Here is a 19054-nt window from a genome sequence, read left to right on the forward strand (position 1 = left end):
TTCTCAGATTCGAAGATATAGTTTATCTTGCAAATATAATGAAAGTCAATTGATTTTTCAGATATAAAAGGTTCATTTTATGGAAAAGCTGATGTATTATATTTGGTTGCATCGTTTATTTTCGGCAAAAGAATTGAAGACAACAGATGGGTTACGAGTACAGGTGATTGACCCTGGACGGCAAAATACAGATTCCGGACCAGATTTTTTTAATGCTAAAATTAAAATTGGAGAGAAATTGTGGGCGGGTAATGTAGAGATACATCAACGCTCATCTGATTGGTTGCGACATAATCATCAGCAGGATAAAGCATACGATTCTGTTATATTACATGTTGTGGAAAAAGCTGATTGTGAGATTTTTCGTATGAATGGGGAACCTATTCCCCAACTTGAGATGGAGTGTTCTCCACGCTTTCGAGAGGACTATGTGCGTTTGGTGCAGCGTGATGCTTTTTTACCTTGCGGTCACCGTTTGGCCGAATTGCCTCCTCTTCTTTTGCCTGATTGGATAGGTGCTCTTTCGATTGAAAGGTTGCAGCAGAAATCGGATCGTATATTGAACTGGTTAGACATGTATAAAGGGAGTTGGGAAGACGTTTGTTATATTACATTTTCCAGAACATTAGGTTTCGGAACAAACAGTGATACATTTGAACGTTTGGCCCGCAGTTTGCCCCTTTTATTTATGCAAAAACATGCTGATTCATTATTCCAGATTGAAGCTTTTCTTTTTGGACAAGCTGGTCTTTTAGAACGAGAGGTATGTGGGGATGATGTTTATTATAATCGCTTGTGTGATGAATATGCATTTTTAAAAAATAAATTTGGTTTAACTCCGATTAATGGTGACAGTTGGAAGTTTTTCCGATTACGGCCAGCAAATTTTCCTCATCAGCGGATTGCAATTCTTGCTCAAATTATACATCAAGGTTTTTCTTTATTTTCTCAGATTTGTGAAAGAAAGGAAGAGAAGGAATTTCGGGATATTTTTCATTTTCGATTGAGTGGATATTGGGATACCCATTATGCATTTGGACAGCAATCTCCTTCTGTGATAAAAGTTTTAGGGAATACGGCAATTGATATAATCTTGATAAATACTGTGGCTCCATTGTTGTATAGTTATGGTATAAAAGTGGGTAGTGATTTATATTGTGACCGGGCTTTATTTCTTTTGGAGTCTTTACGTCCTGAAGAAAATATGATTATTCGTCAGTTTCGTGAGGTTGGAATTCAAACTAAGAATGCATTAGAAAGTCAAGCTTTGATTCAATTACATAAAATATATTGTGATTCCCGTAAATGTCTTTATTGTCGTATAGGTCATAAACTATTATCTCAAATGGCTCTGAAATAATGTTTTTTCATACCTTTGCCTGGGTTTTCAAAAGATATTAAGGTAGAAAGTTATGACTAAGCAGGCGAGAAGTTTTGCTGCAGGAGGTACTGCATTTTCTGTTTTATTGGCTTTAGGTTTGAGCCATATGTTGAATGATACATTACAAACTCTTATTGCAGCTATTTATCCACTGATAAAACAATCATTGACTCTGTCGTTTTCTCAAATAGGACTAATAACATTGGTTTTTCAATTTTCATCGTCGGTATTTCAGCCTGTAGTAGGATGGTATACAGATAAAAAGCCACAACCTTATTCATTACCGGTAGGGATGACTTCTACTTTATGTGGATTATTTCTATTAGCTTTTTCAAATTCTTTGGGTATGGTGCTTATATCGGTTACATTAATAGGGATAGGTTCTTCTATTTTTCATCCGGAAGCATCACGTTTGGCATATTTGGCATCAGGAGGTCGGCCGGGTTTGGCTCAATCAATTTTTCAGGTAGGGGGGAATTTAGGGGGATCTTTAGGTCCACTGTTAGCAGCTCTTGTCATAGCACCGTTTGGGCAGAGAAATGTTGCATGGTTTACAGTCGTAGCTCTTTTGTGTATTGGAGTAATGTTCCCTATCAGCCGTTGGTATAAACGAAATTTGTATTTTTTGCGCCAACGTGCAGCCAATAAAGTAAAAGAAGTAAACGCACGTTTATCTCATCGTAAAATAATATTTTCTTTATGCATTTTGTTGATACTCATTTTTTCAAAATATGTATATTTAGCCAGTATTAATAGTTATTATACTTTTTATTTGATCCATAAGTTCGGTATATCTGTACAAGCGTCACAATTTTATTTGTTTGCTTTTTTGTTTTCTGTCGCGGTAGGAACATTAATTGGTGGGCCTATTGGAGATAAAGTGGGCCGAAAATATGTAATTTGGGTATCGATATTAGGGGCTGCACCATTTACATTGGTAATGCCTTATATGGGATTGATGGGAACGTGTGTCATGAGTATATTCATCGGTTTGATTATTTCTTCTGCATTTTCCGCTATATTAGTTTATGCTCAGGAGTTGTTGCCGGGAAAGGTTGGTATGATTGCCGGTTTATTCTTTGGATTGGCATTTGGCATTGCTGGTATTGCATCGGCAGTCTTGGGCAACATTGCTGATGACAGAGGCATTGAATATATGTATCATGTTTGTTCCTGGTTGCCCCTTATTGGTATTGTTACCGGTTTTCTTCCTAATTTAGGGAAGAGGAAATAGAGGGAATAAAAAAGCTCAGATATAAAAATATTCTGAGCTTTTTATATTCTTATGTTAAAAGTAGATTTTATTGAATTAAGTCATATTTTTGGTCTATGCCCCGTTCGTTGATATTAATACCTTCTTTCATCCAGCGTGGCTCTTTTGTTCCTTTTAGATAATAGTCAAAGAATTGTGTCATTCGTATAGTCCAGTCTCTTTGAGCACCTTCTCCTGAAAGAAAATGACCTTCATTTTTATAATTTAATAACCAAGCGGGTTTTCTTAGTCTACGCATGGCCAGGTACAAGGCTCGTCCTTGTTCATAAGGAACGGCTTCGTCAGCATCGCAGTGGTATATCAGCAGAGGGGTTTCTATCTTATCAGCATCTAATAAAGGTGAGTTAGCTAAATATTTGTCTTTTGCTTCCCAAAGAGTTTTACCCATTCGACTTTGAGTTTCTTCATACATAAACATACGAGGCATACCACTGCCATTACGAATACTTAGATATCCAGTAACCATATCAACTATCGGTGCTCCTATATTTGCACAAGCGAACATATTTGTTTTTGTAACCAGATAGGCCGTTTGGAATCCAGACCAACTATGTCCTTGTAAACCTATTTTCCCAGGAGTAGCAATCCCTTTATCAATTAGCATTTGTGTACCACTTACTACAGCGTCATAGCAGCTTTTTCCAGGCATACCGATTGTAAAATGGATATCAGGAGTAAATACAATATAGCCATTGCTTACGAAAGTTATAATATCGGCCATAGCGCTACTTAGTCCGGGAGTACGATAAACATAAGCATCATTAGAATGTGTTTCATAAAATTGTACAAGTGTCGGATATTTTTTGGTTGAATCATAATTTTCGGGTAAGTAGAGTAATCCTTCGTTTTCTTTTCCTTCATAATTGGTCCATTTGACCACTTTTACAGTTCCCCATTTATATTCACTTTGCTGCGGATTAGCGTTTGTTATTCGTGTTGGATTGGAAAAATCTATTTTGCTCCACCACAGGTCTCTAAACTCATCTATATTTTGGCGGACCCATATACAATATCTTTTATTTTCTGATATTTTATGGATAGAATATTGATAAGGGCCATAAGCTAATTTCTTCAATTTCCCATTTCCACTAAGGGAATAAATGCCTTCTTCTTTGGTGATATGATTGAATAGTTTGACTAAAATATTCTCATTAGGGGAGAAAACTTTAGTATCAAAATTTGAGGTAATCTTACGTATAGACATTTTATTTTTACGCCCGTATTCTTGCGTGAAACATTCGGGCTTGTCTTTCCCTGTCAAATCAATTTTCCACCAATCATATTCTCCGTATAATAAAACAGAATTACCATCAGCCATCCATCCGGCTATTCCATATGATGGTGCAGGGGCAGGTTTATCATATAATTTATAGTACATTTGATCGCCTGTAGCAGTTGATATATCGGATACTTTTCCTGTTGTTCCATCTATTTTGTTCCAAATATGATTTATAGGATCGTACATGATTGCGTATTTGCCTTTGGGACCCCATTCTGGACGTTTTCGGTATTTTGTTCCGACGAGCAGCCGCTTTCCTGTAGATAAATCAGTCAAGTATATATCAAAGGGAGTATCATCTACCCACTCTTTATCCTTTAGATAAGGTCCATCATCAGTAGAGATAACAAAGCGGATATCGTCGCAGTCGTAAGGGTAATATACATCGAATTTTGCGGGGGCGACCATAACCAATTTTTTATTTTCGGGTATGTAGATATATTTGTCGTATTCTTGTTTGTTGTACCGGCTTTTTCGTTGAGTTGTCGGTACTTCGTATTCATTCCAAGTCCATAATTCTAATTCAAAACTTGAATCAGAATTTTTATTTTTTTTCTTATCAACAGTATTTTGTTTATTTGTTATTATAGGTTTAAGTTCAAGAGTAAAATACTTTTTATTATTGGCAAGATTAAGTTTATGTATCTCCATTCCAGTAGGAATGGGGATTTCTTTTTTGTCTAATAATAAATTATATTTTTTCTCTTTTAATGAGAAATTGTACCAAAGAGAATCTTCTCCTATATTGAATGAGCCGGTGAGAGTTTTTTCTGAAAAATTGAAGTGCTCAGGATACTTTTCATCTCCTTGATATAGAACTTTATATGGACCAGCTATAGGGCCATAAAGGATTTGATTTCCTTGTTGGTGTTTTTGAATGAATATTATGGATTTATTGTGATTATAAAAATTGTAACTTTTTATACTGTCGATATGTAAAGAATCTCCCGTTTCGATATTACGGATAATCAAACGATTAAATTGAGGAGTCTTTTTTATGGAGTCTTTCGGAATGTAAATTGTTGATGCAGAATATACAGTTTGACCGACAGGAGATAGTGGTTCTATATATTGCCACATTCTTGTTTTTTTATCTTTCAAAGACATTAACATGGTGTGAGTATTACCTATAGTGTCGGACGTTTCGTACATCAAATACCGGTCATTGTATAAAAATATTACTTGGTCGATATTAGGAATGGAATCATACTGTTTCTTTTGTGTGTCATATAGATATAATTTCTTTTCGCTTTTCTGGTTGTAGTCTTGTGGTGTGACATGGTAGGTCACCCAGCGTCCCGAGGAAGAAATATTGGGAGATTCTACACGTTTCCAGCGTTTATAAGCATCTATTTCTAATGATTTTTTTTCAGCTTGACCGGATATATTGCATAAGAAGGCCAAGCATATCCCGTAGAGAATACCGCAAATAAAAGAGTTTTTGACCATTGTTATTACTTGATTTTTTTATTATTTTTTACCTGTATTTCTATGTTTCCAATAATCTCATTATTGGAAACATAGAAATACAGGTAAATTATTATGATAAATCATTTATATTTATTTTTGATCTCTGTAATCTTTTATTCCAGAGAACCAGTCGGCACTATTATCGTCCATAAGATGGCGAATAAAATGGAACCATAATTTGTGTTCGTAAAAAACATCATCAGCTGTGGTAAAACCGTGTTTACTACCGGGTAGCACCATCATGTCAAAATTTTTTCCTTCTTTTATCAGAGCATTTGCCATGCGGAAGGTATGTGCCGGATTTACATTGTTATCGATATCACCTGTTACAAGTAGCAGTCCTCCTTTATAATTTTTTGCCAATTGCATATTAGTTCCGACATTTACTTCCCATGAACTCTTTCCGGATATGGTATCAGGAATTTCGGTAACTCCATTGTGAACCTCGACAAACCATTTATTGTAGATAGTATTGTCATGGTTTCCTGCGGCAGATACTGCAGCCGAATAGAAATCCGGATATGTGCAGATAGCTGCTGTAGCCATAAATCCTCCTCCTGAATGTCCGTATATCCCGACTTTTTTACCGTTGATGAATGAATACCTTTGGGCTAATTGTTCTATGGCATATTTGTCGTCGGCTAAGGGATAATCTCGCAAGCGTCCGGAGCTGTATGTATGATATGCTTTTCCTCGCATTGGTGTTCCTCCTCTATGTCCGACGGATATCACAATGAAACCTAATTGTGCCAGACGGGTATTTCTGTCATGGATAAGGGAAAATTGTGTTGGTACAAATTCAAATTGAGGTCCGGGATATACATATGAGATAATCGGATAGCATTTGGTCGAATCAAAATCAAAAGGTTTCCACATGACTCCATATAGGTCAGTAACTCCATCGGCAGACTTTACGCTAAAGCGTTCTGGAGCTTTCCATCCTGCTGCATAAACTCTCTTTAAATCTGGTTTGGGAAGTTCCATAATAATTTTTCCATGCTTGTTTCGGACGACAGGACAGGGTGCAAGGTCTACACGTTGGTAATTATCTATGATGTAATTCCCTGATTTAGATACAAAAGAAGAAGCGTGGTGAGCATTTCCAGGTGTTAATAATTCGAGAGATTCCGGGTGGTCAATATTGACTTTATATAACATGTAATAATACGGGTCTACATTTTTTTCTCTGCCTAAGCCAAAAAAGTAAACGGTTCTTTTCAAAGTGTCAATTTTGTTGATTGGGCCGGCTACCCATGGTCCGGAAGTAATTGCGTGTTTGAAATTTCCTTCTCCATCATATAGGTAGAAATGTCCCCATCCAGTGCGCTCAGATCGAAATAAAATGTCTTTTCCATCATTTAAGAAGGTAACATTTGCCATTTTAAAATCGATATAAGGTTTGTCGATTTCTTGTATTAAAGTTTTGACCTCTCCTGTTTCTGTATCTCCAACACATATCTCCACAGTATCAAATTTTCGATTGGTACGTTTAAAATAGATACGTTTACCATCCTCTGAAGGGTATAATACCTCGACATATTGGTCATGCCATTTTTCGAGTTTTATATGGGTTATTTTGCGGGTTTCTACATCAATTACATCAAGATGTGTATAAAAGCTTTCCGAATCGCCAGCCATGTCATATTTATAGGTAATTAATTTAGGTCGAGGTCGTTCGAGAGAATTGATAACCCAAAGATCTTTTAGTTCTCGGTTATCGTCTCGTAAAGCAAATATTTTTTTTGAGTTTTTAAACCATTTGGCGATAGATGTTGTGGGGATTGTGTCATCTTCCATTGGTTCGTAGGCATAAGTAAAATTCTTTTCTCCATCAAAGGTTAATTGTATTTCTTTCCCATCTCCACCTTTTTCTTTATTTTTTATCATGAAAAGATTATCCCCTTTAGAAAAGACGATATAAGTGCTGTCTGGGGAAAATTGTTTCCAGCTCTCTATTCCTTTCCAAGGTTTGACAGTATCTATTTTGCTGATTTGTTGAGTTTTTAGATTATAACGATATTTATTATTTTCATGCTCGAATGTAAAAGAATCCCCTTTTTTATTGAATTTTATATGAGAAAGATTTAATTTTTTGTCATTAAATATTTCGCGGCTTTCTTCATTGAGCTGCATGGCTACTTTTTGGGGATCGAAGAGCAGAGATAGTTTTTTCTTTTCTGGGTCCACTAAATAGTATTTTGTCCCTTCATCGGTTGTGAATGAGTACCAGAATTTATCTGTATTATTTATAAATGTTGGTAAGCAAGAAAGGGAGTTATCTCCTAAATTCATTGCTCTAAGATTGCTCCATTTGTCAGCTAATTTAAAGTTGGGTTTTATTTTTTGTGCATAAGTGCCGAAAATGGGAGTCAGACACAAAAGCAGGAATACGAAATATTTTTTCATTGTTGATCAGTTTTTATTCTTTAATACAATCATTTATTTCACCCCAGGAGTCTGAACGGTCGTCATACAGAAGATATTTAGCAAAATAATTCCACATTTTATGTTCGAAAAATTTTTCAGAATCTCCGGAGTATCCATGTCCGCTACCAGGCAATACAATTAAGTCAAAATTCTTACCAGCTTTAATCAGTGCGTCAACCATTCGATAAGTATTAGCTGGATGTACATTATGATCCATGTCTCCAGTTACCAATAAGAGATGTCCTTTGAGATTTTTAGCAATTTCCATATTTGTAGGAATTTTGCATGAGTAAGAATAATCTTTATGTTCTACTCCAGTACTATCTTTTACTGTTTTTACCGTTTCTTTTACTCCATGATAGCATTCGGCCCATCCACGGTTATATATATTATTATCATGATTTCCAGAACACGAGACCGCAGCTGTATAGAAATCTGGGTATGTACAAATGGCTGCTGCGGCCATAAATCCCCCACCTGAATGTCCGTATATCCCGACTTTTTTACCGTTGATAAATGGGTATTTTTGAGCCAGTTGTTCTATTGCTGCTTTATCGTCGGCTAAGGGGTAGTCACGCATGTTTCCATAACCAAAGCGGTGATATACCTTTCCCCGCATGGGTGAACCTCCTCGATGTCCTACTGTAATAACAATAAATCCTAATTGTGCTATACGGGTACAATAGCTGTTGTCCAGTATAAATGCTGTTGGTACAAATTCAAAATAAGGTCCCGGATATACACAAGAAATAATCGGATAGCATTTAGTCGAATCGAAATCGGCGGGTTTCCACATTACGCCATAAAGGTCGGTTATACCATCAGCTGCTTTTACCGTAAATCTTTCGGGTTTTCTCCAACCGGCTTCATATACTGGTTTGAGATCAGGCTTAGCCAATTCGAGAATAACCTTTCCATTATTATCTTTTAATACTATAGTCGGTTCCTTGTCTACTCTTGAATAAGTATCTATATAATATTTTTTTGATTTTAAAAATCGTGCATTATGTTGTCCGTCTTCTGTACTTAATGGTGTTACACCTTCTTTATCTATATTTGCTTTATAAAGCATATAGTAATATGGATTTATCCCTTTTTCTTTACCATATCCATAGAGGTAAATTGTGCGGGCTAAAGTATCGATTTCGGCTATTTGGCCAGATACCCATTGTCCAGAAGTGATAGTGTTTTTCAAGTTGCCATCTCCGTCATAATGATAATAATGTCCCCATCCTGTACGTTCGGAACGAAATAGGATATCTTTACCGTCATTCAAAATGGCGACACTACGAGCATGTGGGTCACGATAAGGCTTATCTTCTTCATGTATAATTTCTTTTACTTTTAGAGTAGATGTATTTACGGAACATATATCAACTTCGTCCCAAGTTCTTTTGGTTCGTTCAAAAAAGATCTCTCCCTTTTTTGTATCGGCCAAAGGCATAATGTACTGGTCAGGCCATTTTTCTATGTTTACTTTTTCTAGCTTTTTCTTTTCTATATCTCCAATCCAAAGTTCAAATTGAGTAAGATTTTTTTCACCGGGCATTTCGTACCGGTATGTTTTTAATGTTGGACGTTTGGTCAAGGAGTTTATGACCCACATATCTTTTAGCTTTCGTGTGTCTTCTCGTATAATATAGATATGCCTGGAGTCTTTGCACCACCGGGCGTTTGTTGCTACTTCTTTTTCTTTTTCGTCATTTTCAGAATTACGAGCAAATGAATAGTAGCGTTCTCCGTCAGTTGTCAATTGTATTTCAGTTGTATCTATTCCCATTTTCTTATTTCCTTTGATATAAAGATTATGGTTCTTAGCATACATGATGTATTTTTCGTCTGGGGAGAAATTCATCCAAGAGAAAATGATGTCATCATCTGCCTGTTTTTCTTCTTCTTCTATAGCTGAAACTTTTTTGGACTTACGGTTGTATTCATATTTTTTTCCTCGTCTTTCGAAAGTAATAGAAGAAAGGTCTTTAGAGAATTTAATATCTGAGATTTTAAGATCGAATGGGGAGATGACATCTCGAGTGATTAAACTTATACCTTCAGCTATGTCGGCATTGTTAAAAAGTAGACTTTTTTCTCTTTTATCGGGGTCTACAAAGTAGTATTTAGTACCTTCTGATGTAGTAAAGTCAAACCAAAACCTATCTGAGTCATTGATTGGGTTAGGTGTTATAGTCAGACTCATTTTACTTAAGGGTTTGCCCAAAGAAAATTGTCTGAATTTTTCAGCAAGTTGGTAATTTGCCTTTTGCTGGGCAGAAGTTATCGCTGATGACGATAAAATTATAAGCAGCAATGTCCAGATTTTTAGTTTCATAGTTAAGTTTTGTGTGTTGTTGTCAAATGATAATTACATCGGGTATGATTAATTATACCCGATGTAATTGATTGGAATTATTAACAGGTTTAGTTTATATTATAAGAGATTGTATTTGAAAGTGTTCCAAATTTGTATACTACGTCGATTATTTTTCCAAAATTACTGTCTACAGTATTTTCATTCGGATACAACTGTTTCAAGGTTGCAATTCCGGTTGGGACTTTATTCTTGTCTTTCTCTTCGATAACTTCGTAAATATAGAACTCTCCAGTAGTCAATCCTATACCTATATGTCCGTTATACTCAGGTTTAGAACCACTATAAGGATATTTAGCGATATCTTTATATGAGATAGAAGCTATTTCGGAAGGGAAGTCCTTTAATTTCAGTCCAGTACCATTACTTCCAGCCTCAAAGGGGCAATACCATAATTGGTTACCATTTGCAATCATCATAAATTTTTTATGAGGGAAAGCCACAGCATCTTTGTAATTCGTGAACATTGAGGAAGAAACTACCTTCATATTATCTGCCTTGATATTTATTTTTTCATTACCATAAGCGAGTTCCAAGGTAAAATCCCTAAACCAGTATTGTCCCCCTTTTTCTAAAATAGCTACCCAATTACAAGGCTTAGATTCCCCGATAACATGCGGAAATATATTTATGATATTGTAAGAAATATTCTTAAATTGCGGATTACTGGCGTCTGTTTCCGTTATCGGAACTTGATTCCCATTTTGTCGATTAGAACTCATATTCATTGTTGGATCATAAGGTTCGGAGGTACTATTGGCCTGACCATCATCTACAATACCTACTAACGAATTGTCATCTTTGGTCAAGGCCAAGAAATATTTAGCTTTTGAAGTGGCTTTGTTTGTTGCATATATTTCTTTGAATAATTGCCCTCCAAAGAGAGGATCACTCATATATTTTCCTGCATGGAAATCATTAATGGCGGCTTTTGTATTGAAATATAAGCGACCTTCTTTATCTCGAATGCATTTGGATGTATAAGTCATTACGGCATTTTCAGGTTCACAATTTGCCGGCATTCCGTCCATGAATTCTTCTTCTGTATATATTTCTCTTGTAAATGAGTTTCCGTTTAGTTCTACCCATTTGTTTTTTTGCATTACAATGACTTCATCATTCAATACAACGCTGTTTCCAAAATTATAATAGTCTACGTAATTAAAATTTTCCAATAATTTTTGAGGGCCACTACCCAATCCTGGCACAAAATCATGGTCTTCTCCCACATAGTAGATAGAGTCATTACCATTTTCGTTAGTTGCTATTTTCATTTTTACGAATGAAAGTTGAGAACTACCATCGGCACCTTCTGATAAAATCATCCATCCTTTAGCGTATGCTGATTGTACATTGATTCTGGTATTTGCCGAAAACTTAACTCCAGTTTTGTTATCGACAATAGTAAAAGTTACTTCATAAATTCCGATGACATCCGATGAGAAACGATAAGTTGGGGTAGTAACATCTGTTTTGATTCCATTAATGTACCATTCGTAACTGACATCAGGATTTATACTGTCAATAGTGAATGTAAATGTTGGAGCCAGAAGGAGCTCTTCTCCCTGAAATGGAGAGTATTCACTGTCAAAATTCTGAATGGTTTCACCGTTTTCATCTTCTTTTAAATCATTGATTTCTATATAATTGAAGTCGTTATCGTCTAAACAACTTGTTATAGTCCCGGCTGTTATAACCAGAACAATCCATAATATTATCTTTTTCATATCTTTCATATTTTATCCGGCTACAGGAACTTGCATTGCTTCATTGTTTTCTTCATCCCATAGGGGAACGAGTCCATTTTTTATATTTTCAGGATCTTCATTAAATTCTTTAATTGTATTCTTTAATCTTAGAGAATATTTACGAAGGATATAGGTATCTTTTCCATCGAATTCTACACCGTCTTTTTGTAATTCTTCTAAGAACATCAGATATTTTTTATCAGAATAGGAACCCAGATAAAATGCTTCAGCTATATTTTCTCTGTCTCTAAAGTTGAGAACAGTCCACCACTCAGGTTTGAAAATGCGGTCGGTTACGGAAATAACGGCAATTGAGTTTTCTCGATTGCCTCTTTTTATCGTTTCTGTTTCATTTACTCGTAATCCTAAAAACATATTTTTTGTTTTCAACTCATCAAAATTGATAAAGTGTACCGTTATGGTATCGGTAAATTGCCCGGCTTTGATAATGCATTTTTCTGGCAAAATATATTTGTCAGAAGGTAATGTTGTCACCGTAGGGTCTGCGCTTACATTGAATACCAAATCTTCATGGTTGACCTTCCCGTTTACCGTAACTCCTATTTTTATATCAATTTCTTTGGCACCGCCATCTTCCGGTTCTTTAAACAAAACGAATGATGTGACTGTGGTGTCTTTGGTAGCATCCAAAGCAAAAGACACGTAAGAGATTTGGTTATCGTTAGTTAATAAGCCTTTCTCTTCACAAGAATAAAGAGAAGCTACTAATCCTAATATGAATATTATTTTTTTCATTATTTCTATGGTTTATTCTTTAATTAAGATTTGTTTCCGAATCAGGCAAAGGCATTACATAATTCTCATTAGTAGGAGATACATTGGTAGTCGATGTTTTAGGTATAGGCTGATTTAGACGTTTGTACATAAAGAATATTTGTCCTTCGCCTATAAATTCTCGTCGGGCATCATTTACTATCAGTTTTATGAAATCGTCTTTGCTATTGACTGTTGAGTAATCTAAAGCTTCCAGCCCACGAGCCTCTTTTACAATGTCGAGATATGATTGGGCTTCATCCGGATTTTTATCATAAATAGATTCTGCTGCGATATAATACATTTCAGATAGGCGTAGTGCCGGGATGAGATTATTGTTTGTTCTGGAAACTATGGAACTAAGCCCTTGCTTATAGTATTTCAATGTTCGGTAACTATAATATACTTCTTCCATTTGATATTTAGAACGATAATCATCTTCTAAATCTTCTCCGAAAATAGATTCTACATTATTGATTGCAATAAATGTTTTCTCATAATCCTCTTTTGAGTCGTTTATGTGATTGGCCTCTTGGTCCCAATCTGTTAAATCCGTATTATAAAAAGCCAGGATTACATCTCCATATAATTTCATATTACCGTCATATTCGATATCATAATAATCTGAAAAAGCGAAGTTGCTTTTTTTCTTGATGACTTTCATTGCTTCGGTATATGCTTCATCATATTTTTGGGCATATAGATATGCACGAGCCAAGATTCCTGTGATGGCATAATAATTCATACGATATCCCCGGCTGTTGAGGAATCGTTCTTCTCCTGAAGCTATGTTTTCAAATCTGCTGGAAGTACTGAATCCTGAGTTTTTATCTACTATTTGCATAATGGATTGAGCTTCTTTCAGGTCCCTAATAATCAGACTTAGGCATTCTTCGACTGTCTTACGATTGCTTATATATGATGGGTATATATCAACATAAGGAATATATACATTTGTAGGATGTGTCGAAGGTGCTGGAGCATATAGTCGTAGTAGGTCGAGATGGATATATGCCCGAAGGGCTATTGCTTCTCCGAGAATCATATTTTTTTCTCGATTTCTTCCGTAGAACAGTGTACTGTCTTTGGTTTGAACATTTTGAATGATGTTGTTGCAATTGGCTATGGAATTCCATGCTTTTTCCCACATGGCATCTGTGACAGAGACAACGTCGTTATCTTTGTATTTGTAGTCTAATAGCCGTTTCATATCCTTAGTTGAAGCATCTGAGGCAACAGTCAAGTCGTATACTTGGCCTAAGGATTCGATGATACCCCAAGAGAGATTGCGTCCATATAATTCTCTCATCGATAATTGCCGGTATACACCGTTAAGAGCATTGCGAAAACCGTTACCAGTTTTGAAAAGTTCTTCTTCTTTGATTTGGTCAGAAGGAATTACATTGAGCCAGTCGTCACAGGAGCTTAACAGAGAGCTTCCTAATAAACCGGCAATAATAAAGATTTTATTTATTTTCATCTTGTTTCCTTAATTTTAAAATTGAACTTTAACAGCAAAATTTATATCCCACGCTTTTGGATAGTCAAGACCTCTTTCTCTTTTTACTGTAGATATGTAGAACAGGTCGTTTGTGCTGATTTCGATTCTTAGCATGTTCATGTGCATTTTTTGTATCCATTTGCGTTCAAAATCGTAGCTTAATGTAAGAGCACTCATATTCAGAAGGTTATTTGTCTGGACAAAACGGGAAGAAGGTAGTGTCGTTGCATTACGATCTTTAATATCCTTTAATTGAGTGATATCTCCCGGTTTTTGCCAGCGGTCTGTCAGTACACGGAGGTCAACATTCGAATATGCTATATCGGCATTTTCTACATTATCGACCAATGTCTGGTTATATGCTTGTCCGCCACATTCATATAGGAATGAAGCAAAGAGGGTCCAGTTTCTATAACCTAAATTGAATCCGAATGATCCTTGTACTTTAGGTTCTGTATTTCCTAATACGACTTGTTGAGAAGCTTGCCATGTAGAGGAAACGGAACCGTCACGATTGAGGAAAAGTTCTTTTCCTGTAGTTGGGTCTATACCCAAAGATTGAACCCCCCATATAGAAGTAATAGAACCTCCTTCAGCATATTGAGGAATAGGGATAGCGTATTTACTATCACTGCTTGCATTTACTGTATTTTGGTATTGTTCTGCTTCAGCGTAGTATTTTTGTACTCGTTCATTATATGCTTTCTGTGAATCTGAAATTTTTAGGATTTTATTTTTGTTATGAGATAAATTCCCCCATAAAGCCAAATTCCAATTTTTCGTTTGTACGATATCTCCGCGTATTTGGAATTCCACACCTTTGTTTTCAACTTCACCAAGGTTATTTTTGTAAGTGCTGAATCCGGAAGTTGTAGATAAGGTAACATCATTGATGAGGTCAATCGTTTTTTCATAAAAATAATCACCTGTAATAGTCAATCTTTGATTGAAAAATTGGAAGTCAAAACCAACATCGAATTTATCTGTTTTTTCCCAAGAAAGATTTCTATTTCCCAGAGCTTTCAATGTTACTCCATATCCGGTAACGTACCATTCGTCAAACATGGCTTCATACATTGTGGTTGCTGCGTATGGTGCAAAATTGACTTTACCAGTTCTACCATAGGAGCCTCGGATTTTTAATTGATTTATGTATCGGTTCCCTTTCAGAAACTCGTAATTATGGATGTTAAGACCTATACCTCCAGAAAAGAACGGTGCCCATTTCTGGTTAGACCCAAATTCTGAAGAGCCGTCAAAACGAACAGCTGCATCTAATAAATAGATATTGTCATAGGTATAGTTTAGACTTCCTATTGTACTGAATAACCGAGTTGTATTTTCTGATTTTGTTGGTTTTTTATAGATTTCAGCAGCATAATTTAGTGAGTGAAATTCTCCCGACGGGAAACCTCTATAATGTGCACTTGTACTACTCGTATTTGTTGACGAGGCCTCTACACCTAAAGAGAAATTTAGGTTATGTTTTTTGAGAGTTCGGGTATAGTATAAAAAAGCATTTGTATTCCATCTGAGATCGTCTCCTTTATCTGTATATAAATCTCCTGCCAGGTGCTCATCTTCAGAACTTCCTAATACCGATACTTTATTAGATAGAGGGTCGATAAACTTCTCTCCTTTAATAAATTGTTTGGTGATACTGAATTGTCCTTTAATGGTCCAGTAAGAGTTTATATACCAGTTGAAGCTTAGATTATCAAGAAATTCATCGTAGCTGTCCCAATCATAATTATGTAATGTCGCTTCATAAAGGGGGTTATTCGCTGTTCGGGTTCCAGAAGTAGAGAAGGGGAGAGTCTTTTTGAGTGTCCCATTGTCTTCATACGGTGTATCATAAGGTTGCAATTTGGAATAATCACTGAATGCCCCATAAGGAGATTCTTGAGATTTCATATGTCCGTAAGATACGTAATTTTTTACTTGAAGATTACTCAACCGATAGTCGATTGAGAACCCAAAACTGTACCGATTACGATAAGAATCTTTCATTACTCCATTATCGTTATTGTAGGAGGCATCGATGCCATAACGCAGGTCTTGATTTCCACCTTCGATATATAGACTATGCTTGTGATTAAATGCATTACGTAAAGGTAAAGATAGCCAGTCTGTATCTACTCCTTTTACGATTTGAGCATATTTTTCATAGTATTTATTCATACCGTCAGCGTGAGAAGGCACACTGTTCCCGACTGTATTTCCCGGCTCGAATAGTCCACTGAGCCTTTCTATCTCGAGTTTTTCTGCAGCGTTTGCTAAACGGTAGTCTGACAAATCGGGCATGGATAAGGTCCCTGTAAAATTGTATGATACTCTTACTTCTCCTGGTTGAGGCGCAACTGTTGTAATAACGACAACTCCATTGGCAGCACGAGACCCATACATGGCAGTAGCTGCAGCATCTTTTAAGATGGTAATACTTTCTATACGGGATGGATCGAGGTCATAAACTTTTTCTACGCTTACTTGGAATCCGTCCATAATAAAAGTCGGGAGATTCGGATTATTTTGTAGGTTAGACTTTGTAAGAGGGTCCTTGTCCAATTCCTTTATTCCGATTCCTGATCGTCCACGGATATACATTTCCGGTAAAGAGTTTGGGTCAGAGCCCCATTGGTCATTCGTTTGTATACGGAATGACGGGTCAAATGTCTGTAAGGCACTTATGACATTTGTGGGTGAAACTTTCATCAATTCGTCTCTTTTTACGGTTGTAGAACTACCTGTAAAACTGGATTTTCGAATGTTTCCATAACCCGTGATGACGACCTCTTGTGTGGTGTGTTCGTCTGCTTCCATCAGGATGTTATAGTATGAACCTCCGTGTACAGATATAGTCTGTTTTTTCATACCGAGAAAGGATACGGTAATAGCTAAATTTTCATGTCCGTTAAGGGATAGAGAAAAGTGTCCGTTGGCGTCGGTAGAAGTACCTCTAACAGACCCGACTAATAAGATTGTGGCTCCAGGTAGAGGACGCCCTTCTGGGTCTCTTACAATTCCTTGTATTGATCCGGATGGAACATTTTTGTTGCTTGTCTTTTTACGTATTATGATTGTATTTTCTGTATATTCATACATGAGGTTTGTCCCTTTTAAGCAAATATCTAATACTTGTTTGATGGTGGCATTGCTTAAATTATAATTTTTACGAGGAAGATTGGCAACATCATCGTTACTATACATGAAACTGACATTTGCCTGTTTCTTTATAGCGGAAAATACTTGCTTGATGGATGCATTTTGTAGTTGTAGATTGATTTTTGCATCTTGGTTTATGGCCGCATTCGCGGGGATAGTCATAGTTATCAATATGACTATGAAGGCTATCTTGTGAAGTAGCCGAATACATAATTTACTCATAGCGCATTACTTTTCTTTACATGGAATCTGTTTAGTTACTTTTTTAATTAAGCATAATAGATTTTCATACATTTAATTTTCATCATTAATCATAGGCTGTTAATTAATATAATTAGAATACATATTATTAAACTATATATTATTTTTTATCTACAATGATAGATTGATTTTTAAAACCAAATTTGACTTTATTCATTTTTTCCATTAGGGATATGATTTTTGATAAATCACCGTATTTTTTGACATCAATAGTAAAATGCATATCTTCAATGTCTGGAGCGTTATATGTGACATCAAAATTATACCAGCGTCCCAATTCATTCATTATTGTTGATAGTGGGGCATTTTCAAATACTAATCTTCCGTCTTTCCAGGCTGTGTATAGATAAGTTTCGACTTCTTTATTTGAAACCAAACCTTCTTGGTTTATACATATTTGATTACCGGGCAAAACTTTGTAGGATTTATTTTTATGTTCTATGTTTATAGCTCCTTCGACAAGGGTCGCTGCACAGACTGGTTCGTTGTCGTAGCATCGAATGTTAAATTTTGTCCCTAAAACCTTTATTTTCATTTGAGATGTTTCAACGATAAACGGGTGTTCTTTGTCGTGGGTAACACTGAAATATGCTTCTCCCTTGAGATATGCGTGACGATTTTCTTTTGAAAATACCGTTGGAATTTTTAATTCAGATTCCGAATTAAGATATATTACAGTTTCGTCATCAAGTTTTACAATATATTCTCCTCCACGGGGAACTTTGATTGTGTTATATGTGTCTTCGTAAATTTCTTCGTAGATTTTTTTTATATAGAGGGTATCTTCTTGGCTGATTAGCTTATAATCTCCTTTTTCAATCGTGAAATTAGATAAGTCCTTTAAATCAAGACTTTCTCCGTTTGAGAATTGAAATATTGCATTTTTACATCCTGGATGAAATGTATAGGTATCTGTATGTTCTGTATTTTGTGAAGGATTTACAGAAAAATAAATAATTGTACCTATACCGATTAATAGAATGACTGTAGCGGCGATACGTGCCCATATAAAAGATTTTGACCTAAAAGGATATTTCTTTTTTATTTGTGAATGTAAATTATTCCATGATTTTTGACGTAAGTTTTTATTATTATCTAAAATAGCTCTTTCAAGAAATTCAGAAGTAGATATTTTTCGAGCAGATTTTTGGTTTTCAGGGGAATATTTTTCCCATGCTTCTAAATCATTTTTTTCATCCTTAGAAAGCTGTCCGGTTAATTTTTTGATTAAAAGCTGTTTTACTTTATTAATATCTGAATATTCCATTTTTTACGTCTTTATATAAAAGACACTAAAAAGTATATTAGGTATTACAAAAAGTTCGTTTTTTTTTAAATAATATGAGTTTTTGTTTGATTTTGTTACTTATGATGGAGAGATTGATAAGATTTTGAGTAAAGAAATATCTG

10 protein-coding genes are annotated in these 19054 nt (G+C 35.6%); 2 read left to right on the top strand and 8 right to left on the bottom strand.

What is annotated here, in order from left to right; translation table 11 throughout:
• Positions 1 to 79: 79 nt before the first annotated feature.
• Positions 80 to 1360 (top strand): DUF2851 family protein, encoded by a 1281-nt coding sequence (locus tag BN2628_RS10965; RefSeq protein ID WP_055097248.1) that lies wholly within the window; start codon positions 80 to 82, stop codon positions 1358 to 1360.
• A gap of 52 nt (positions 1361 to 1412) precedes the next feature.
• Positions 1413 to 2615 (top strand): MFS transporter, encoded by a 1203-nt coding sequence (locus BN2628_RS10970; protein ID WP_055097250.1) that lies wholly within the window; start codon positions 1413 to 1415, stop codon positions 2613 to 2615.
• Between the two features lie 67 nt (positions 2616 to 2682).
• Here the strand turns inward: BN2628_RS10970 and BN2628_RS10975 are convergent, their stop codons facing one another.
• The 8 genes from BN2628_RS10975 to BN2628_RS11010 form a co-directional block, all read right to left on the bottom strand.
• Positions 2683 to 5382, bottom strand: a complete 2700-nt coding sequence (locus BN2628_RS10975) for a S9 family peptidase (protein WP_055097253.1) — start codon at positions 5380 to 5382, stop codon at positions 2683 to 2685.
• Positions 5383 to 5493: 111 nt separating this feature from the next.
• Positions 5494 to 7809, bottom strand: a complete 2316-nt coding sequence (locus BN2628_RS10980; RefSeq protein ID WP_044226619.1) for a S9 family peptidase — start codon at positions 7807 to 7809, stop codon at positions 5494 to 5496.
• A 13-nt stretch (positions 7810 to 7822) separates the two neighbouring features.
• Positions 7823 to 10159 (bottom strand): S9 family peptidase, encoded by a 2337-nt coding sequence (locus BN2628_RS10985; protein ID WP_055097254.1) that lies wholly within the window; start codon positions 10157 to 10159, stop codon positions 7823 to 7825.
• A gap of 89 nt (positions 10160 to 10248) precedes the next feature.
• Complete coding sequence (locus tag BN2628_RS10990; RefSeq protein ID WP_044226992.1) at positions 10249 to 11925, bottom strand: PKD-like family lipoprotein; 1677 nt, start codon at positions 11923 to 11925, stop codon at positions 10249 to 10251.
• 12 nt (positions 11926 to 11937) lie between these two features.
• Positions 11938 to 12702, bottom strand: coding sequence for a DUF4843 domain-containing protein (locus BN2628_RS10995; RefSeq protein ID WP_044226625.1), 765 nt, complete (start codon positions 12700 to 12702; stop codon positions 11938 to 11940).
• A 19-nt stretch (positions 12703 to 12721) separates the two neighbouring features.
• Positions 12722 to 14200: a RagB/SusD family nutrient uptake outer membrane protein gene (locus BN2628_RS11000; RefSeq protein WP_044226628.1), complete on the bottom strand. Its 1479-nt coding sequence runs from the start codon at positions 14198 to 14200 to the stop codon at positions 12722 to 12724.
• A gap of 15 nt (positions 14201 to 14215) precedes the next feature.
• Positions 14216 to 17605 (bottom strand): SusC/RagA family TonB-linked outer membrane protein, encoded by a 3390-nt coding sequence (locus BN2628_RS11005; protein WP_082002225.1) that lies wholly within the window; start codon positions 17603 to 17605, stop codon positions 14216 to 14218.
• A gap of 139 nt (positions 17606 to 17744) precedes the next feature.
• Entirely contained in the window at positions 17745 to 18911 is a 1167-nt protein-coding gene (locus tag BN2628_RS11010) for a FecR family protein (protein WP_044226634.1), read from the bottom strand.
• Between the last annotated feature and the right edge of the window lie 143 nt (positions 18912 to 19054).

It is taken from the genome of Gabonia massiliensis (assembly GCF_001403595.1).
Classification (GTDB): domain Bacteria; phylum Bacteroidota; class Bacteroidia; order Bacteroidales; family Coprobacteraceae; genus Coprobacter; species Coprobacter secundus.